This is a genomic window from Saccharopolyspora kobensis (assembly GCF_900108315.1).
Lineage (GTDB): Bacteria > Actinomycetota > Actinomycetes > Mycobacteriales > Pseudonocardiaceae > Saccharopolyspora > Saccharopolyspora kobensis.
This window is the reverse complement of record NZ_FNVB01000002.1, coordinates 1,046,757-1,064,553: the sequence shown is the minus strand read 5'-3', so window position 1 is coordinate 1,064,553 and position 17,797 is coordinate 1,046,757. Positions and strand designations below refer to the sequence as shown.

General features: G+C 70.4%; 19 protein-coding genes. 14 read left to right on the top strand and 5 right to left on the bottom strand.

Annotation, left to right across the window (positions count from 1 at the left end; genetic code table 11):
* Positions 1-125 precede the first annotated feature (125 nt).
* From C4T78_RS04725 to C4T78_RS04715, 3 genes are all read left to right on the top strand, one after another.
* Complete coding sequence (locus C4T78_RS04725) at positions 126-572, top strand: Hsp20/alpha crystallin family protein (RefSeq protein ID WP_093346784.1); 447 nt, start codon at positions 126-128, stop codon at positions 570-572.
* 69 nt (positions 573-641) lie between these two features.
* Positions 642-989, top strand: coding sequence for a MerR family transcriptional regulator (locus C4T78_RS04720; protein ID WP_093346787.1), 348 nt, complete (start codon positions 642-644; stop codon positions 987-989).
* Positions 990-1,133: 144 nt separating this feature from the next.
* Positions 1,134-1,919 (top strand): DUF1963 domain-containing protein, encoded by a 786-nt coding sequence (locus C4T78_RS04715; RefSeq protein ID WP_093346789.1) that lies wholly within the window; start codon positions 1,134-1,136, stop codon positions 1,917-1,919.
* Positions 1,920-1,995: 76 nt separating this feature from the next.
* Here C4T78_RS04715 and C4T78_RS04710 read toward each other — a convergent pair whose 3' ends face one another.
* Both C4T78_RS04710 and C4T78_RS04705 read right to left on the bottom strand, forming a co-directional pair.
* Positions 1,996-2,355 carry a cupin domain-containing protein gene (locus tag C4T78_RS04710; protein WP_093346792.1) on the bottom strand — a complete coding sequence of 120 codons (360 nt, stop codon included), beginning with the start codon at positions 2,353-2,355 and terminating at the stop codon, positions 1,996-1,998.
* Between the two features lie 125 nt (positions 2,356-2,480).
* Positions 2,481-3,428 (bottom strand): glycoside hydrolase family protein, encoded by a 948-nt coding sequence (locus tag C4T78_RS04705; protein WP_107916144.1) that lies wholly within the window; start codon positions 3,426-3,428, stop codon positions 2,481-2,483.
* Between the two features lie 166 nt (positions 3,429-3,594).
* Here C4T78_RS04705 and C4T78_RS04700 point away from each other — a divergent pair, with 166 nt between their 5' ends.
* Complete coding sequence (locus C4T78_RS04700; RefSeq protein WP_218161447.1) at positions 3,595-4,755, top strand: PucR family transcriptional regulator; 1,161 nt, start codon at positions 3,595-3,597, stop codon at positions 4,753-4,755.
* Between the two features lie 118 nt (positions 4,756-4,873).
* On the top strand, positions 4,874-5,449 hold the full coding sequence (locus C4T78_RS04695) for a nuclear transport factor 2 family protein (protein WP_093346795.1): 576 nt from the start codon (positions 4,874-4,876) through the stop codon (positions 5,447-5,449).
* 103 nt (positions 5,450-5,552) lie between these two features.
* On the opposite strand, the gene C4T78_RS04690 is transcribed toward C4T78_RS04695, so the two are convergent.
* Positions 5,553-6,134, bottom strand: a complete 582-nt coding sequence (locus tag C4T78_RS04690) for a TetR/AcrR family transcriptional regulator (protein ID WP_093346799.1) — start codon at positions 6,132-6,134, stop codon at positions 5,553-5,555.
* A 230-nt stretch (positions 6,135-6,364) separates the two neighbouring features.
* Between C4T78_RS04690 and C4T78_RS04685 the strand changes: the two genes are divergently transcribed.
* The 8 genes from C4T78_RS04685 to C4T78_RS04650 all read left to right on the top strand — a co-directional run bounded on the left by C4T78_RS04685 (position 6,365) and on the right by C4T78_RS04650 (position 14,859).
* Positions 6,365-6,856 carry a VOC family protein gene (locus tag C4T78_RS04685; RefSeq protein ID WP_218161448.1) on the top strand — a complete coding sequence of 164 codons (492 nt, stop codon included), beginning with the start codon at positions 6,365-6,367 and terminating at the stop codon, positions 6,854-6,856.
* A 44-nt stretch (positions 6,857-6,900) separates the two neighbouring features.
* A complete protein-coding gene (locus tag C4T78_RS04680) occupies positions 6,901-7,701 on the top strand; it encodes a mycofactocin-coupled SDR family oxidoreductase (RefSeq protein ID WP_218161449.1) in 801 nt (266 codons plus the stop codon).
* A gap of 23 nt (positions 7,702-7,724) precedes the next feature.
* On the top strand, positions 7,725-8,954 hold the full coding sequence (locus C4T78_RS04675) for a DegT/DnrJ/EryC1/StrS family aminotransferase (RefSeq protein ID WP_093346802.1): 1,230 nt from the start codon (positions 7,725-7,727) through the stop codon (positions 8,952-8,954).
* Positions 8,955-8,960: 6 nt separating this feature from the next.
* Positions 8,961-9,926: a TIGR03621 family F420-dependent LLM class oxidoreductase gene (locus tag C4T78_RS04670; protein WP_093346805.1), complete on the top strand. Its 966-nt coding sequence runs from the start codon at positions 8,961-8,963 to the stop codon at positions 9,924-9,926.
* Positions 9,927-9,957: 31 nt separating this feature from the next.
* Positions 9,958-11,286, top strand: a complete 1,329-nt coding sequence (locus C4T78_RS04665; protein WP_093346808.1) for an MFS transporter — start codon at positions 9,958-9,960, stop codon at positions 11,284-11,286.
* Between the two features lie 153 nt (positions 11,287-11,439).
* Positions 11,440-12,381, top strand: coding sequence for a LipP1 family hormone-sensitive lipase (gene lipP1, locus C4T78_RS04660; protein WP_218161450.1), 942 nt, complete (start codon positions 11,440-11,442; stop codon positions 12,379-12,381).
* The gene (locus C4T78_RS04655; protein ID WP_093346813.1) at positions 12,378-14,042 is read left to right on the top strand and encodes a flavin-containing monooxygenase; all 1,665 of its coding nucleotides are present in this window, start codon (positions 12,378-12,380) and stop codon (positions 14,040-14,042) included. Before lipP1 ends, C4T78_RS04655 begins: the two co-directional genes overlap by 4 nt.
* A 4-nt stretch (positions 14,043-14,046) precedes the next feature.
* Entirely contained in the window at positions 14,047-14,859 is an 813-nt protein-coding gene (locus tag C4T78_RS04650; RefSeq protein ID WP_235863025.1) for a 2-keto-4-pentenoate hydratase, read from the top strand.
* A 40-nt stretch (positions 14,860-14,899) separates the two neighbouring features.
* Here C4T78_RS04650 and C4T78_RS04645 read toward each other — a convergent pair whose 3' ends face one another.
* Both C4T78_RS04645 and C4T78_RS04640 read right to left on the bottom strand, forming a co-directional pair.
* Positions 14,900-15,478, bottom strand: a complete 579-nt coding sequence (locus C4T78_RS04645; protein ID WP_093346816.1) for a TetR/AcrR family transcriptional regulator — start codon at positions 15,476-15,478, stop codon at positions 14,900-14,902.
* 193 nt (positions 15,479-15,671) lie between these two features.
* A complete protein-coding gene (locus C4T78_RS04640; protein WP_093346819.1) occupies positions 15,672-16,550 on the bottom strand; it encodes an IclR family transcriptional regulator in 879 nt (292 codons plus the stop codon).
* A 310-nt stretch (positions 16,551-16,860) separates the two neighbouring features.
* On the opposite strand from C4T78_RS04640, the gene C4T78_RS04635 reads away from it, so the two are divergent.
* Complete coding sequence (locus tag C4T78_RS04635; RefSeq protein ID WP_093346821.1) at positions 16,861-17,742, top strand: SDR family oxidoreductase; 882 nt, start codon at positions 16,861-16,863, stop codon at positions 17,740-17,742.
* The last annotated feature ends 55 nt before the right edge of the window (positions 17,743-17,797 follow it).

The window sequence follows — 17,797 nt, the reverse complement described above, 5'->3', positions numbered from 1 at the left end:
GGAACTGGCGTTCATTGCTCCTGCGGAGTGCCGGCCGGGTGCGTCCGGATTCCGGGCCGTTCCTCCGCACTCCGCTTCCGATCACGTGTTGAATCGACGAACATGCGTGACAGGAGTGGTCAGTGATGACGTTGGCGTTCGATCCGTTCTTCCGCGATCTTAACCGGCTGACCAGTGAGGTGTTCGGCAGCGCCCGGGCACCGCAGACGATGGCCATGGACGCCTACCGGGCCGGGGACGAGTACGTCGTCGAGTTCGACCTGCCCGGCATCGACCCCGAAACCCTGGAAGTCAGCGCGGAGAACAACACCCTGACCGTGCGCGCCCAGCGCCAAGGGCGCCCGACCGGGGAGGGCGATTCCGAGGTCAGCTACCTGACCGCCGAACGGCCCCGCGGTACCTTCTCCCGCCAGCTCTCCCTCGGCAGCGGCCTGGATGTGGACAACATCCGAGCCGACTACACCGACGGGGTCCTCACGGTGACCTTGCCGGTGGCCGAGCGGGCCAAGCCGCGGCGCATCGAAGTCGGCCACGGCAGCGGCCGCAAGGTCATCGAAGGCGGAACCCGATGACGCCCACGTCCAGGTCCGCAGCCGCTGCGGGCCTGGACGTTCCCCGCTCGCACATCGCGTGAGGTGGGTATGACCGATCATCCCCCGACCAGCCGGGCAGCCAACGCGTTCGACGACGACTACCCCGCCTACACGATGGGGCGCGCGGCCGACATGCTCGGTGTCACGCCGGAATTCCTGCGCAGCCTCGATGCCGCCGGCCTGCTGGCGCCCGACCGCTCCACCGGCGGGCACCGCCGCTACAGCCGCACCGAGCTCGTCCTCGCCGCCCGCGTCCGCGAACTCCTCGACTCCGGGCTCACCGTCCTCGCCGCCTCCTGCCGCATCACCAGGCTCGAACGCGACCTGGCCGCCGCCCACGCCCGGATCGCAGAGCTCGAACGCACGACCTCCGTACCTCCGACATCGCGCAGCTGATGACATCGGGCGCTGGTCGCTCCGATCCGTGCGGCAACCATGCGGCGATCTCCCAGATCGCCGACCAGTTCTCGCTCGCATTCGTCTTGCCCGCACGAGGGGGGCTGGATCGGTCAGCCGAGTGACAGGCCATAGATTCTGCCCATGACAGACACGGCGATCACTGACGAAACCCACGAGGCGAGGGCCGCTCGCTTCCGTGCCGAGGCCGCCGCACGGGGCATTCCGGCTGCCGAGGTGGAGGCGTACATCCGCACCGCCCGCACTGCGATCTACCTCGCTGCGGACGGCCCCGGCCCGAAAGTCGCGCTCACCGGCGGGAATCCACCGCTGCCCGAGGGCGCCCCGGCTCCGAAGGCCGCGTTCGTCGCGGCCGTCGACTGCGCGGCCCTGCCGCTCGGAGCGACGGACCTGCCGCTGCCCACCGAGGGCCGACTGCTGTTCTTCGCCGACCCCGCGCCGGGCACCGGGGCAGTGGTCGCCGACGCCGTGCGCTACCTACCGGCCGGCCAGCCGGCGACGGAAGATCTGGCCACCCCGGACGACGGGTTGAGCACCTACCGCCGTGCCCGACTGGACTTCTGCTTCCACCAGTGGTCGTGGCCTTGGCACGAGGAGGACGACGACGAGGAGTCGCAGCGGGTCGCCGAGCTGGAGTCGGCCTGGTCGCACGCGGTCGGCTGGCGCCCCCGCTGGCGATTCCAGCTCGGCGGTGAGCCGATTCTCTTCAACTGGGATCCGGTCGAGGCGGCCCAGGAGGACGTGCCGCTGCCCGCCGCGGACGGCGACGAGTGGGCGCTGCTGGCCACCTGGCGCGGTGACGACGACTGCGACGAGCTGGAGGCGGGCCTCTTCCACTGGGTGATTCGCCGCGCCGATCTGGCCGCTCTCCGCTTCGACCGGGTGTACGTGTACGTGGACGCCTTCTGATCGCCGAGGCCGCGGACGGCAATTCCTCACCGAACTCGGGCGGGGAAGCGAGGCACGACCGCCCGGGAGCGAGCGGTCATCGTGGCGGTGCCGCGTAGGTGGCGGCGCCGGACCAGTCGATCGCGATGTAGTCCTCGTCGCCGACGACCCATGCGTCGTGCCCGGGGGAGACGACGCCGGTCTCGCCGGTGCTGATCTCGCTTTCCTGGCCGTCGTCCATCACGATGTGCAGCCTGCCGGACAGGACGTACATGGTGTGGGCCTGCTGGCAGCTTTCGGTCTGCACGATCGGCTTGACGTCGTTCGACCAGCGCCAGCCGGGGTGCAGCACGGTGCGTCCGACGGTCACCCCGGGAAGCTCGACGATGTCCAGCTCGCCGTGCTCGAACGTGCGCGACTCGTCCGGCTTGCCGAGGTCCTTGACTTCGAGCGTCATCGATCCTCCTCGAGTGCGTGCGACTTTCGTCCAGTTCGAGTCTGTGCCGCGCGGGGTTCGGGGACCAGGGTCGAAGGACGCATGCCGGACCGCGACCTGCCGGACGTGGCAGAGGTGCGGTCCGGTCAGCGCCTCGACCACTGCACCGGTGCGAGGTGCAGGCCGCCTTCTCCCCAGCCGGCGCTGGTGATCGAGGTCGTGCCGTCGGGTTCGGTGACGATCTCGGAGGCGTGGGCGTTGATGTGACCGGCCGGTCTGTCCACAGAGAAGCGGAATGGGTTCGTGCTGGAGTAGACCCGGGTGTCCTTGTAGCCGGGGTCGCAGCACACGAACAGGTACCAGCCGTCCGGGCGCCGTACGACGAACGGGGATTCGGTGGGGCCTCCGAAGGTGCCCGAGGCCGGGTGCTCGAAAGCGACCCGCTTCTCGCTCCAGTGCACCAGGTCCAGGCTGGTCCGGTAGGCCACCTGGTGGTTCCCACCGGAAGGAGCGCTGGTCGCGGTGTAGTACATGACCCACAGGACGCCGACCCTGGTGACCATGGGGTCTCTGGCGTCGAATCCGTCGGTGAACAGCGGGTTGGCCGCGCTGCGGGTCCAGTTCCACAGGTCGGTGGAGGTAGCGAGGTGCATCCGGTAGGCCGTGTGGTCGGGGGTGCCCGCGGCGTAGAACATGTGGTAGACGCCGTTGGCGAAGACCACGTGCGGTGCCCAGATGTGGCTCTCGCCGGCGGCCGGGTCCGCGGTCAGCGCGAACGGCTGCTTCGTCCAGGGACCTCGCGGCGAGGGGGCCGTGGCGTGCCCGAACTGCTTCTCGTCCAGGGGATCGGCCGGTTCGGCGTGGGTGATGGCGTAGACGTGCCACACACCGGTGGCCGCGTCCAGGATCATCGCGTGGTCGTTGTAGTACCACTGCTCGGCCTCGCCGACCGACGGGTCGTAGACGTGGATGAACTCGCCCGCCGACACCGAACCGGCCATCGAAGCGGACGCGGTGCCCGTCGTGGCCAGCTGCGCCACGACGAACAGGGCTATCACCGAGCGGAGCACTCTTCTACCGGACGCACTGATCATCGTCGACCCCTGCCTGTCCCGGCCGTTTTCATCTCGCTCGAAGCGGCGTGTCACTTCGGTATAGCGACTGCCCGGTTCTACCGATATCCGCGAATCGGGTGTTTGGCGCGGGAGTCCTTACCATCAGTGCCCGCGAGGTCATGCCGCCGAGAACCAGGAGGTTGCGGTGCCCGACGTGCCGGCGGACGAGCAGTTGCGGATGTCCGGGCTGGCTTCCGATGCGCTGTCGATGTTCCGGTTGATCGCGTACTTCGACGTGCTCAGCGAATCCGCCGCGAACGCCGACGCTCTCGTGCGGTCCGCCGCGCTGCTCGCGGAGTGCCCGGTCGGTGCGCGGTGGGCCTCGGGCACGGTGATCAGGTACGGGGCGTTGGGCGATCCGCTCGACGAGAGCTTCCCCCCGACGCCGAAGTCCGCGGAACCGGCCGTCTGGCTCGAACGCGCCGCCGATGCCGAGCACCCGCTCGATTCGCTCCTCCTCGACCGGCTCCAGCACACCTTGCGCGTCGCGGCGCCGCGGTCGGGAGGTGGGCCGCGGCTGGGGCACCCGGCGCTGCTGGAAGTGGTGCTCTCCGACAAGGAACGGCGCGAGGACCGGGTTCGGGCAGTCGGCCTGCTCGGGCTGGACACGTCCCGCGAGGTGCGCGCGCTGGCCGTCTCCGCGGCGTCGAGCAAGGCCGCTCTGGACCTGGTCGCGCGCAGCTGCCCGGGTCGCCTCGTGCATTCGGTCGAGGTCGGGAACTTGACCGCGGTGCTCCTGCAGGACGACTCGGACGACGGGGAGCTGGCCGAGGGCCTGCACGCCGCGATCGTCGCCGAGCACCCGATGGCGCTCAGCGGTACCGGTGGCCTTCGCGGCCCGTGGGTGGGGATCGGCGGCCGGATGAGCGTGTACGCGGCGCCTGCGTCGTGGAAGCAGGCGCGTCGAGCGCTGCGCTTCGCGTCCTCCACCCGGTACGGGCGGCGAGCGGTGTCCTACGGCGCGCTCGGCTCCCTGGAGCTGTTGGCCGAACTGCCGCTGAAACGCCTGCTCAACGATCCTGATGCGGCGCGGATCAACGCGATCGCGACGTCTCCGGGCGGTGAGCAGGAGGTGGCCACCTTGGAGGCCTACTGCGTCTTCGGATCGCTCCGGCGCACCGCCGAGGAGATGCACGTCCACCACAGCACCGTCGCGGCCAGGCTGGCGCACCTGGAAGCGGAGATGGGGTGGGATCTGGCGGATCCGATGGACCGGTTCAAGGCGACCCTGGTGCTCATGGTCCGCCGGGTGACGCTGTCGTCGACCGAGCTGGCCTCCTCGGCGGTGTTCGGCGAGACCTTCTGAGCTCCTCCGACGCGCGTCGGGGGAACCGGTCGAACCTGCCGACGCGCGTCGGGTGATCCGGCGACGTTCCGGGGCCACGATCTGGCGTGACATCCGCTCCCGCAGAAGGGAACGCCCCGTGGCCGTCATCGATCCCAGCCGCACCTGGGAACTGCTCGAGAAGCGCCTCGCCGTCACGACCGACGAGCGGCACCGCGTCGTCCTCGGCATCGTGCTCGAACACATGAAGGCGGAAGCCGAACCGGACCTGGACCGCCTGATGGCGACGTTGAGCCCCACGCCGAACTACCACTTCTGGCAGGGCGGCCAGGACGTCGGCCCGGAAGGCTTCGAAGGGGTTCGGACGTATTACGCGGAATTCCTCGAGACCCGGACCAACATCCTCGAGTTCGCCCTGGACCGGCTGGTGGTCGACGACCACTGCGTGGTCACCGAAGGGTTCCTGAAGATGCTCTACCCCGGTTCCCACGCCGCCCGGAGCGGGATCCCGGTGGGCGACGAGTCGGCCGACTACCTCGTCGTCCACCGGCAGGTGATCCTGTGGCCGGTCGACGAGAACGGCCTGGTGCGAGGCGAGGACTCGTACAGCTCCGGGCCGGTCAGCGTCACCGAGGTGCCGTTCGACGAGCTGCCGCAGGCCTACATCGATCTCGTGCACCCCTCCAGCGACCGAGCGACGCCCACCGGCACCTGAACCCCGCCGAACGCACGGCCGGGGCAGTCGCTTCGGCCGTCGCGGGCGGTTTCCGGGTTCCGCTGTCAGCGGGGGCGGGGCCAGCTGCCCGCGCCATCCTCGGTCAGGTTGCGAAGCCGTCGAGGAAGATCTTCATGCAGTCCCTGGTCAGGTCTTCTGCGGTGTAGGCGTCTTCCGGGTGGCGCCACTTGACGGAGAGCCAGACCGCGTCCCGGATGAAGCGGTGGAAGACCTTGGTGGGAACGTCTTCGCGGAAGACCCCGGCTCGCTTGCCGTCGTCGATCGCTTCCAGCCACACCTGCTGGGCGGCGTCGGCCAGCTTCTTCGCGTCCTGGTAGCCGGGATCGTCGCGGAGGTTGGGCAGTTCGTTCTGGTAGACGATCGTGGCGTGCGGGTTCTCCTCTGCGGTGCGCAGCGACACCTCCACGATGGCGCGCAGGCGCTCGCGCGGGTTGAGCCCGCGCGGTGCGGCCTCGTCGTAGCGGGCCTTCAGCTGCTCCAGGTAGTTGGTGACGACCTCGCGCGCGATCGCGTTCTTCGACGGGAAGTAGTGGTACAGCGCGCCGGAGCGCACCCCGACCCGGGCGGCGATCTGGCGCACGGTGGTCGATGCGACGCCCTTGTCGGCGAACAGCTCGGCGGAGGCGTGCAGGATGTCGGTCCGGCGGAGCTCGACGGCGGTCATCCGCCTCCTCTCGGCGATTGAGCGCTTGCTCAATCGAGTTTAGAGCGCCGATCGCGCCGGGGTCAATCGAGTTCGCTGGGTACAGCCAAAGTGACTGGCGAGTAGGGGTTTTCGCTCTACTCCGGGGGCCGCATCGCCGGATGCCGACGTATTGACCAAGCGCTCGCTAGGGAGTAATACTGCCTCGCGTCGGTCCGTCGGAGGGCCGGAACGGAAGGCCGGTGGTGTCGGTGACGGGCCGGAACGAATCCCTGGACAAGTGCTTCTCGCTGGCCGATCTGCATCACGTCGGCGTCGTCGTGGCCGACATCGAGCAGGCCGCTGCCGACGTGGAGCGTATCTACGGCACGCCGGTCGCGCTGTTCGACGAAACCCGCTTCACCTGCCGGATTCGCGGGATCGAGCAGACCGTGGTGCAGCGCATCGGGCTCACCCCGGGACCGCCGCACCTCGAACTGCTCCGGGAGGTGCGCGGGTCCGAGATCTGGACGCCCGTTCCGGGAATCCACCACCTGGGATTCGTGGTCGACGACCTGGCGAGCGCGGCGGGTGAGTTGGAGCGGGCGGGCGCGCCGGTGTGGATGGCCGGAGTGCGGCGCGGGATCTGCCCGGCGGGCGCCACCTACCACCGCGATCCGCTGGGGCAGGTCTTCGAACTGCTGGACCGCGCGCTCGCCGACTCGATGGCCCGCCGCATCGACCACAGTGGACTGCGCAGCTGAACTTGCTGCAACAGAGGGAATCCGTTCGAGAGGAAGGCGCGAGGATGAAACTGGCGGGCAAGGTCGCGTTCATCACGGGAGCTGCGCAGGGGCAGGGCCGTAGCCACGCCGTGCAGCTGGCCGCCGAGGGCGCCGACATCATCGCGCTCGACATCTGCGAACAGCTCGACTGCGTGGCCTACGAGATGGGCGACGACGCCGGGCTCGCGGAGACGGTCCGGCAGGTCGAAGCCCAAGGGCGCCGGATCCACGCGGCCAAAGCGGACGTGCGCGACGCGAAGGCCGTCGAAGCCGTGGTCGCCGAAGGCGTGCGGAAGCTCGGGAGGCTGGACGTCGTCGCCGCCAACGCCTCGATCTGCACGGTGCAACCGCACGAGGAGCTGACCGCCGAGGTCTGGCGGACGACGCTCGACGTCAACCTCACCGGTGTGTGGCATACCTGCGCCGCGGCGATTCCGCACCTGGTCGCCGCCGGTGGCGGCAGCATCGTCATCACCGGATCCACCGGCAGCGTCGTCGGCCTGCCGTTCTACCTGCCCTACGTGGCCAGCAAGCACGCGCTGATCGGGGTGTGCCGGTCGCTCGCGCTGGAACTGGCCGACCGCAACGTCCGCGTGAACGTCGTCCTGCCGACCGGCGTGGACACCGCGCAGGGGCACTCCGAGGTGCTGCCCGAGCTGCTGGCCGGACGGCCCGACCTCGGGCCGGTGTTCATGAACAGCCTGCCGGTCACCCGCATCGAGTCCGTCGACGTCAGCAACGTCCTGTCGTTCCTCGCCTCCGACGAGGCCCGCTACATCACCGGTATCGCGATGCCGGTCGACGCCGGTTCCACCATCCGCTGAACCCCGAGCACAGAGGAGAACTCATGAGTCCCCGTGTTGTCTACGCCCGCAGCGTGCACGACGACGCCGAGATCGACGCTTGCCTCGATGTCCTGCGCGGCGGCCCGTTCGGGCTGAAGATCGGCAAGAACGTCGCGGAGATGGAGCGCACCGTCGCAGAGCTGTACGGCAAGCGGCTCGGCGTGATGTGCAACTCCGGATCCTCGGCGATCTACCTGGCGCTGGAGCTGCTCGATCTGCCCGGCGGTGCGGAGGTGATCACCTCGCCGCTGACCTTCTCCACCGACGTCGCGCCCATCGTGCGCGGTGGCTGGGTCCCGGTGTTCGCCGACGTGGAGCCGGACACCTACAACGTGGACGCGGGCAGGATCGAAGAGCTGATCACCGACCGGACGAAGGCGATCCTGATCCCCAACCTGGCCGGGAACGCGCCGGACTGGGACGTCATCCGGGACGTCGCCGACCGCCACGGCCTGAAGGTGATCGAGGACTCCTGCGACTGCATCGGTACGACGTTGCGCGGCACCAGGACCGGCAGCCGGTCGGACATCACGGTCACCAGCTTCGCGATGGCGCACATCGTGACCTGCGCGGGCAATGGCGGCATGGTGTGCCTGGACGACGAGCTGCTGCGGGACAAAGCGCTGATGCTGCGGCGGTGGGGACGGCGCTCGGAGCCGCACCTGTTCGGCTCGGCCAGCACCGGGCGGGTGTTCCGCGAGGATCTCGACGGGGTGGCCTACGACAACGACTTCATCTTCGACGTGCTGCCGTGGAACTTCGAACCGTCCGAGCTCGGGGCGGCGTTCGGCTTGCAGCAGCTGAAGAAGCTCGATGCCAACTTCGCCCGGCGTGCGGAGATCTTCGACGCCTTCAACGACGCCTTCGGCAGCTACCCCGCGTTGTTCTCGCTGCCCCGCCAGCTGCCGGACTGGCGCACCGCCTGGCTGTGCTACCCGGTGATGGTCCGGCCCGGGGCCGGGTTCGCGCGCAGCGACCTGCAGGAATCGCTCGAAGCCGCGGGCATCGACACGCGCACGGTGTGGAGCGGCAACATCACCCGGCACCCGATGATGCGGGGCGTCGAGCACCGGGTTCCCGAGGGCGGGCTGCCCAACGCCGACGCGGTGTTCGAGCGCGGCATGTCGCTGGGGATGAGCCACGGCACCACGGCAGCGGAGCTCGACCACGTGGTGGCCAGCATCCACGCCTTCGCATCGCGCTTCGCGCCCGCCGTCGGCCCGGTGGGATGAGCGCCGATGCCGAGCAGACCCATCAAGACCGCGCTCTACGCGCCGGCGCTCGGGCGTGATGTGGCGGCGTGGCAGGCGGAGCTGCGCCGGCTGGACGACAGCGGGCTGTCCGCGCTGTCGGTGTCCGACCACTTCATGGTCGGGCGGGTGGATCCGGTCGCCGCGCTGACCGCCATCGCGATGAGCACCCGGCGGTTGCGGGTCATGGCGCTGGTGCTGTGCAACGACTACCGGCACCCGGTGATCACCCACCACGCCGCGGCCAGCATCGACGTGCTCTCCGGCGGTCGGCTGGACCTCGGCCTGGGCGCCGGTTACCTGGCGGCCGAGTACGCCGCGGCCGGTCTGCCCTACGACCCGCCGGGACAGCGCGTCGACCGGCTGGCGGAGTCGGTGGGGGTCATCAAGGCGCTGTTCGCCGGTCGGCCGGTGCACCACGAGGGCGCGGCCTACTCCGTGACCGGGCTGGCCGGGGTCCCGGCGCCGGTGCAGACCCCGCACCCGCCGCTGCTGATCGGTGGCGGCGGGAAGCGGATGCTCACCATGGCCGGGGAGCACGCGCAGATCGCCGGGATCCACTCGAACCTGCGACACGGCTCCGCCTACGACGCGGCCGTCATCGAGGACATGCTGCCGGACCGGATGGCGCGCAAGATCGCGTGGGTCCGGGAGGCGGCGGAACGCGCCGGACGTGACCCCGACCAGCTGGACTACCTGTCGATCACCTGGACCTGCCGGGTGGTGGACAGCCCGCGGCAGACCGACGCCGCGCTCGCCGAGGTGTGCCGCGCCTACGCGGTCGATCCGGAAGTCGGGCGGCGGTCCGCGGGCCTGCTGGTCGGGACCGTCGAGCAGTGCGTCGAGCAGCTGCTGCAGCGGCAGGACGAACTGGGGCTGAACTACGTCGACTTCGGGGCCGCGAAGGCCGCGGAGGTCGAACCGCTGGTCGCAGCATTGTCCGCTTTGGACTGAGAAGTTCCCGGATCCGACAACGGAGTCGAAGATGTCCGAAACCGCCGTGCGTAGATCTCCCGACCAGGCCGTGCTGCGCAAGGTCGCGCTGTCCGGCCTGCTCGGCACCGTCATCGAGTACTACGACTTCCTGCTCTACGGAACGCTGGCCGCCATCGTCTTCGGCGAGCTGTTCTTCCCCGGATCCGACCCGGTGGTCGGCACCATCGCCTCGTTCGGGACGCTGGCCGTCGGTTACGTCGCCCGGCCCGTCGGCGGGATCGTCTTCGGGCACTTCGGCGACCGGATGGGCCGCAAGTCGATGCTCGTGGTCACCATGGTCATGATGGGGCTGGCGAGCGTGCTGATCGGCCTGCTGCCGACCTACCACGTGATCGGGGTGTGGGCGCCGGTTCTGCTGGTGCTGTGCCGGATCGTGCAGGGCGTGGCCATCGGCGGTGAATGGGCCGGTGCGACGCTGATGGTCGTCGAGCACGCCGACGCCGGGCGCAGGGGCCTGTGGAACGGTCTGCTGCAGATGGGTTCGCCGCTGGGCTCGGTGCTCTCGACGATCGCGGTCGCACTGGTGACCAGGCTGCCCGAGGAGCAGCTGATGTCCTGGGGTTGGCGGGTGCCGTTCCTGTTCAGCGCGGTGCTGCTCGGCGTCGGGCTGTACGTGCGGATCAGCATCACCGAGAGCCCGCTGTTCGAGCAGTCGCGGAGCGCCGCGGACAAGCCGAAGGTCCCGCTGGTGGAGGTGCTGCGCAATCCCGGCACCTTCCTGCTCGCCAGCGCCGTCGGCATCGGCCCGTTCGCGCTGACCGCGTTGATCAGCACCTTCATGATCACCTACGGCCGGTCCATCGGGTACGACACCGCCGACGTGGTGACCGGAGTGCTGATCACCGCCGTGATCGGGCTGGTGGCCATCCCGCTGTTCTCCGTGCTGTCGGACCACCTCGGCCGCCGGACCGTGGTGGTCGGCGGTGCAGCGGGGATCGTGCTGCTGGCCTTCCCGATGTACGCCCTGGTCAACACGAAGGTGGTGGCTCTGCTGTTCGTGGGCATGGCGCTGGGGCAGTTGCTCCAGAACGCGATGTACGCGCCGCTCGGCCCGCTGCTGTCGGAGATGTTCGGCACTGGCGTCCGCTACACCGGCGTCTCGCTCGGCTACCAGGTGGGCGCACTCGTCGGCGGAGGCTTCACGCCGCTGCTCGCCAGCAGCGTGTTCACCGTCTCGGGCGTGCCGTCGAGCACTCCGCTGGCGGTGCTGGCGGGCGCCTGCGGCCTCGTGACGCTGCTGGCCATCTGGCGCACCGGTGAGACCCGCGGTCGCGATCTGTCGCGGGAGGTCGAGACGCGCACTGGTGCCGCGACGTGAGCAGGCGCGAGCCCGTGCTTGCGGCCCACTGACCGGGAATCGGCCTCGCTCCGCCGGTTCCCCCGCGTGTATGGTCCCACCGCGCCAAGCAGAAGACGTTGCGCCGTAAGGGTTTCCATGCCCGGTTGAACGGCTGCGCCGAGGAGGGCGATCGTGTTCGACGAAGAGGTCGCGGCGGTCATCCGGTCGCTCGACGCGGATTTTCCGCGGGTCGAGGAGATGACCGGACCCGAAGCACGCGCCGCCATCGCGGCCCGGCGGCAACCGGTGCGCAACCCGGACGTCGTGGCCAAGACCGAAGACCGGAGGATTCCCGGGCCCGGCGGCGAGATTCCGGTCCGCCTGTACTTCCCGCACCGCGACGGGGACGGGGTGCTGCCGGTGGTCGTCTTCTGCCACGGCGGCGGCTTCGTGTTCTGCGACATCGAGTCGCACGACGGGTTCTGCCGCGAGCTGTCGGCAGGAACGGAGTCGGTGGTGATCTCGGTGGACTACCGGCTGGCACCGGAGCACAAGGCACCCGCGGCAGCCCACGACGCCTTCGCCGCGCTGACCTGGGCTGCCGAGAACGCCCGCGAGCTCGGGGGAGACCCGGACCGGCTGCTGATCGCCGGTGACAGCGCCGGCGGCAACCTCGCGGCCAGCGCCTGCCTGCTGGCCAGGGACGCCGGAGGGCCTGCGGTGGCGGCTCAAGTGCTCATCTACCCCGCGCTCGATCCCGCTTGCGACACCGCGAGCTACCGCGAACGCGGCACCGGTTACGGCAACACCAAGGCCGCCATGGAGTGGTACTGGCGCCAGTACCTGCCCGCCGACGGCGCGGTCGAACCCCGGTACCAGGTCGAACCGCTGGCCGCGGACACCTTCCGCGGTCTGCCGCCCGCCATCGTCGTGACCGCCGGCCTGGACCCGCTGGCCGACGAAGGCCGGGCCTACGCGGTGGCCCTGGCGCGGGACGGGGTGGCGGTGACGCACCGGCACTACCCGGGCCTGTTCCACGGATTCCTGACCATCCTGCCGCTGCGGGCCGGGCGATCGGCCCGCGACCTGCTGTGGCACGACCTGCGCGCAGCCGCGAAGCGAGGAGCACCATGACCACCGGAGTTCACGAGGTGCGCGACGTCCTGGTCGTCGGAGCCGGATTCGCCGGTCTTTACGCCGTGCACGCCTTCCGCGAGGCCGGACTCGACGTCGGCTGCCTCGAAGCGGGCGAGGCCATCGGGGGGACCTGGTTCTTCAACCGGTACCCGGGCGCCCGCTGCGACGTGGAGAGCATCGACTACTCGTACTCGTTCGACGAGGACCTGCAGAACGACTGGGTGTGGAGCGAGCGCTACGCGACCCAGCCGGAGATCCTCGCCTACCTCGACCACGTGGCCGACCGCTTCGCCCTGCGCCGGCACATCCAGCTGGGCAAGCGGGTCGTGGCCGCGCACTTCGACGAGCAGGCGTCGCGTTGGACGGCGCGCACCCAGGACGGCGACGAGCACATCGCGCGGTACCTCGTGTTCGCCACCGGCTCCCTGTCGACGCCGAACAAGCCGGACATCCCCGGTGCCGACTCCTTCGCCGGCGAGACGTACTTCACCGCGCGCTGGCCGCAACCGGGCCCGGCGCTGGAGGGCAAGCGCGTCGGCGTCATCGGCACCGGCTCGTCGGCGATCCAGTCGGTGCCGATCCTGGCCGAGCGAGCCCGCTCGCTCACCGTCTTCCAGCGCACGCCGAACTACAGCGTGCCCGCGCTGAACCGGAAGCTCACCGACGAGGAGCAGCGCCGGATCCGCGCGGAATACCCGGCGCGGCGGCGGAAATCGCGCATGAGCGGCGGCGGTTCGACGCACGAGCCGTACCCGAAGCCGGCGCTGGAGTGCACCCCGCAGGAGCGGGAGGCGGCGCTGGAGGCGGGCTGGCGCAACGGCGGTGTGCTGTTCGGCAAGACCTTCCCGGACCAGTTCACCAACAGCGCGTCGAACGACTTCGCCCGCGAGTTCGCCGCGCGCAAGATCCGGGAGATCGTCGAGGACCCGCGAACCGCCGAGGACCTGATCCCCACCGATCACCCCATCGGCACCAAGCGGATCTGCACCGATTCCGGCTACTTCGAGACGTTCAACCGGGACGAGGTCTCGCTGGTCAACCTGCGCCGGGACCCGATCGAGCGGATCACCGCCACGGGCATCGAGACCCGCGCCGGGTTCCACGAGCTGGACGTGCTGGTCTACGCCACCGGGTTCGACGCGATGACCGGCGCGCTCATGCGGATCGACATCACCGGCCCGCTCGGCGACCGGATCCAGGACGCGTGGGCGGACGGGCCGGTGACCTACCTCGGCGTGCAGATCCCGGGCTTCCCGAACCTCTTCACCGTCAACGGCCCGGGTTCGCCGTCGGTCCTGGCCAACATGGTGCTGACCGCGGAGCAGCAGGTCGACTGGCTCACCGAGCTGATCCGGCACGCCGACGACACCGGGGCGGTCCAGGTCGAGGTGCGCCGCGATGCCGCGATCAAGTGGACCGAGCACGTCCAGCGGGCCGCGGACGCCACGCTGTTCCCCCGCGCGAACTCGTGGTACCTGGGCGCGAACATCGAGGGCAAGCCGCGCCGGTTCATGCCGTACGTGGCCGGGCTGGGCGCCTACCGCCGACGCTGCGAGGCGATCCGGGACGACGGCTACGAGGGGTTCGTGTTCACCTCCCGGGGAGTCCTGAACAGCGGGACTGGCGCTGGGACTGCCCGGAGAAGCGTGCGAACGTGACGACGTGCGTGCATCGACAGCCGGTACCAAGAACTCCCGAGACCTCTCGATCGCCGACGCGGTCGCCCGCCTGAGCGCAGCCGAGCGGACGGGAACGCCCGCGGCACCGGTGCGGGACGTGCTCGGCGACACCGACATCGCCCTCGCCTACGCCGTGCAGCAGGAGCTCGCGCGGCAGCGGGAGGCCGGGGGCGCGGTGGCGGTGGGCCGCAAGATCGGGCTGACCTCGCCCGCCGTCCAGCGGCAGATGGGCGTCGACCAGCCCGACTTCGGGGTGCTCTTCGCCGACATGGACGTCTCCGGCCGGGCCGAGATCCCGTCCGGCCGTCTGATGCAGCCACGGGTCGAAGCCGAGATCGCCTTCGTGCTGGCGGAAGACCTGGCCGACGGTGAGCTGGACGTGGCGCGGGTGCGCGCTGCGGTGGACCACGCGGTACCGGCGCTGGAGATCGTCGACAGCCGGATCGCCGGTTGGGACATCGCGATCACCGACACCGTCGCCGACAACGCCTCCAGCGGGCTGTTCGTGCTGGCCGACCGGCGGTTCTCGGTCGAGGAGTTCCAGCCGCGGGACACCACCATGCGGCTCTACGCCGACGGCCAACTGGTCTCGGAGGGCGACGGGACTGCGTGCTTGGGCGATCCGCTCGCCGCGCTCGCCTGGCTGGCCCGCACAGCGCGGTCCTTCGGCGACCCGCTGCGAGCCGGGCAGATCGTGCTGTCCGGGGCGCTGGGGCCATTGGTCCCGGCGAGCCCGGGAATGAGCTTCCGCGCCGAGATCGACCCGCTCGGCGAGGTCACCGCGACGTTCTCCTGAACGCCCACCTCGCGCTCGCACGGCGGAGTCCCGGTGCCCATCACGGGAACCGGTGCCCGGACAACAACGGTCCGACGAGCCGGTGGGCCGCCAGCCGGATGTCGGTCTCGGCCTGCCCGGCGGTCGTCTTGCCGCTGAGCCGCGAGATGAGCACGCCCCACCAGCTGAACACCAGCAAGCGGACGGTGCTCTCGACCTCTTCACCGGGCGCGGACCGGGTGAGGGTGTCCAGGATCGCGTGGAACAGCGCCGAATCGCGCTCCGCCGACCCGAACGGTCCCGAGGTGTAGTTGGTGGCGGCGCTCTGCACCATCGCGGCGCACAGCCGGGGGCGCCGGAGCAGCTCCTGGCTCAGCGATACGAGGGCCTCGCCGATGTCGTTGACGAGGTCCTCGCTCTCCGCCGGCCACAACCGCCCGAGGAACGCGCCGAGCTGCGCCTCGAAGACCGCGGCGAACAGGTGCGTCTTGGACGGGAAGTAGCGGTAGAGCGTCCCGATCGCGACCCCGGCGTCCTTGGCCACGTCGTTCATCTGCACGTGGTCGAGGTCCGCCCGGGCGCCGAGTTCGGTGGCGGCGTCGAGGATGCGGTCCCGGCGCGCCACCTGGTCCTCGGACATCGGAGCTGCGGGCGGCCGCGTCTCGGCGATTCTCGCCACTGTTCCCCCGTTCCGGTCGCGCCTGGTTCGAGCCCCAGGACAGGGGCGCGTCAGCCGGCGGACCTGCCATCCCGTCGGGTGAGGAAGGCGAGGGCCGCGCCTTCCCAGAGCTCCTCCTGCTCGATCATCGCCCGGTGCCCCGCAGCCGGGGACTTCACAACCAATCACCACCGACCGCGAGCAGCTGGGCGACCGGCTCGTTCGGCCACGACCGCTGGGCGATCGGGAGGTCCGGTCGCGGCTGCTTCGGCACGTCCGCGATGGTGGCGAGTTCGGTCGAGATGGCGTGGGCGGCCTGGACGAGCAGGGGAGCGACCCGCTCCAGGGGCGACTGCACGTCGCCCACCAGCGAGATCGCGCCCACCGGCCCTTCCCGTCCGCGCAGCGCGATGCCGACGCAGCCGACCGTCGGGAAGCACTCGCCGCGTTCGAAGGCCAGTCCGCGGCGGCGCCGGATCCGGTCGAGTTCCTGGTGCAGGACGCCGGGATCGGCGATGCTGCGCGCGGTGCGGCGGACCGCGTCGCGGTACTCGGCCTCGACCCGTTCCACGGGCAACCAGGCGAGCATGGCCTTGCCGAGCGCGGTGCAGTGCGCCGGGGCGCGGCCGCCGACGCGCGAGGGCACCTCGACGGCTGAGCGGCCGCCCACCTTGTCCAGGTAGTACACCTCGGTATCGACGAGGACGGCCAGGTGCACCACCAGCTCGGTGCGGATCGCCAGGTCGTGGAGCACCGGTGCCGCTGCGCTGCGCAGCGCGTTCTGCCCGATCTCGCGGCCGCCGAGTCCGAGCGCGCGCTTGCCGAGCCGGTACCCGGACGTCGTGTGGTCGAGCCACCGCAGGCGGACGAGCTGGTCGAGGATGCGATGGGCCGTGGAGCGGGGGAGGCGGGTCCGCCGGGTCACGTCCTCCAAGGTCTGATGGGTGTGCGGGCGTTCGAACAGGTCCAGGATCAGTGTCAGCCGCTCCACCATGGACGGCGGGACGCGCTGCTCGACTGCCGACTCGGCACTCGTCCTCAGCGTTGAGGTCATGCCACACCTCTCGATCGGCTCGATCGGCGGAATGAAATTGATTCTAACGGCATGCTAACAGCGGCGGGCGCGGCCGGAAAGCGCCTGAGCGGTGAAATCCGTTGTGCGGGAGCGGAAACCGGACATGGGGGACGGGAGCATCAAGGTTCCGGTCCGGGTCCCGCACAGCGGGAGCGGGCGTTGAACCGCGGCCTCCGGTCGTCTTCGCTCCCGCTGGAGCGAGGTGCCCGCGCGGACCGGTGGCCGCGGAGGCCACTGTGGACCGACCGCCGCCCCGCGATCGCCGGAACGGTTCCGATGGAGGGGATTCATGCCCACAGCGCGGGAGGTCTTCGCCGGAGGTCTCGCCGTGGTGACCGGAGCCGGGGCCGGTATCGGTGCCGGGCTGACCAGGCACCTCGCCGGTGATCTCGGCATGACGGTGATCGCCGCCGACGTCGACGCGGAAGCCGTCCACCGCATCGCCGGTGAGCTGGGGCGGCACGTGGTGCCGCACGTCGTCGACGTCCGGGATCCCGACGCGGTGGACCGGCTGGCCCGCCACGTGGAAGAGGAGTTCGGCCCCGTCCGGCTGCTGATCAACAACGCGGGCGTCGAGCAGTTCGGCTACCTGTGGGACGTCTCGCCGACGAACTGGCAACGCGTCGTGGAGGTCAACATCAGCGGGGTCTTCCACGGCATCAGGGCCTTCCTGCCCGGCATGATCGCCGCTGGCGGGCGCAGTCACGTGCTCTCGCTCGCCTCGATCGGCGCGGTCACCTCGCTGCCCCTGCAGGCGCCCTACATCATGAGCAAGCACGCGGTGCTGGCCATGACCGAGTGCCTGCACCAGGAGGTCGCCGAGGTCGGCGCCGACATCGTCGTCTCGGCGGTGCTGCCGGGGCTGGTGGAGTCCGACATCTTCCGCTCGGCGGGCGGCGTCGAATCCGGCGACGTCGCCGCTGCCGAGGAGCAGCGGAGGACCATGCTGGCCATCCGCGAGCAGGCCATCAGCGCCGACGAAGCAGCGGAGGCCATCGTGGCGCAGGCGGCGCGCGGCGAGTTCTACATCGTGACCCACCCCGAGCTCGTGCACGCGGCCATGGCGGCGCGCGCCGAGCAGCTGGTGAACCGCCGCCCACCGGCACCGCACCGGAGCCGGTTCGCCGCGGCGGAGCAGGCACGCCGACGCATGCGGCGCCAGTCCCGTTGAGCGGGAGGAACGCTGCACCGCAGGTGAGAGCAGTGGTGCGATGCCGTCGAACGCC

Coding starts and splice junctions, on each gene's coding strand:
- C4T78_RS04635 (WP_093346821.1), top strand. CDS start 16,861: ATGCCCACAGCGCGGGAGGTCTTCGCCGGAGGTCTCGCCGTGGTGACC.
- C4T78_RS04645 (WP_093346816.1), bottom strand. CDS start 15,478: ATGTCCGAGGACCAGGTGGCGCGCCGGGACCGCATCCTCGACGCCGCC.
- C4T78_RS04705 (WP_107916144.1), bottom strand. CDS start 3,428: ATGATCAGTGCGTCCGGTAGAAGAGTGCTCCGCTCGGTGATAGCCCTG.
- C4T78_RS04680 (WP_218161449.1), top strand. CDS start 6,901: ATGAAACTGGCGGGCAAGGTCGCGTTCATCACGGGAGCTGCGCAGGGG.
- C4T78_RS04725 (WP_093346784.1), top strand. CDS start 126: ATGACGTTGGCGTTCGATCCGTTCTTCCGCGATCTTAACCGGCTGACC.
- C4T78_RS04690 (WP_093346799.1), bottom strand. CDS start 6,134: ATGACCGCCGTCGAGCTCCGCCGGACCGACATCCTGCACGCCTCCGCC.
- C4T78_RS04665 (WP_093346808.1), top strand. CDS start 9,958: ATGTCCGAAACCGCCGTGCGTAGATCTCCCGACCAGGCCGTGCTGCGC.
- C4T78_RS04670 (WP_093346805.1), top strand. CDS start 8,961: ATGCCGAGCAGACCCATCAAGACCGCGCTCTACGCGCCGGCGCTCGGG.
- C4T78_RS04715 (WP_093346789.1), top strand. CDS start 1,134: ATGACAGACACGGCGATCACTGACGAAACCCACGAGGCGAGGGCCGCT.
- C4T78_RS04640 (WP_093346819.1), bottom strand. CDS start 16,550: ATGACCTCAACGCTGAGGACGAGTGCCGAGTCGGCAGTCGAGCAGCGC.
- C4T78_RS04675 (WP_093346802.1), top strand. CDS start 7,725: ATGAGTCCCCGTGTTGTCTACGCCCGCAGCGTGCACGACGACGCCGAG.
- C4T78_RS04710 (WP_093346792.1), bottom strand. CDS start 2,355: ATGACGCTCGAAGTCAAGGACCTCGGCAAGCCGGACGAGTCGCGCACG.
- C4T78_RS04720 (WP_093346787.1), top strand. CDS start 642: ATGACCGATCATCCCCCGACCAGCCGGGCAGCCAACGCGTTCGACGAC.
- C4T78_RS04655 (WP_093346813.1), top strand. CDS start 12,378: ATGACCACCGGAGTTCACGAGGTGCGCGACGTCCTGGTCGTCGGAGCC.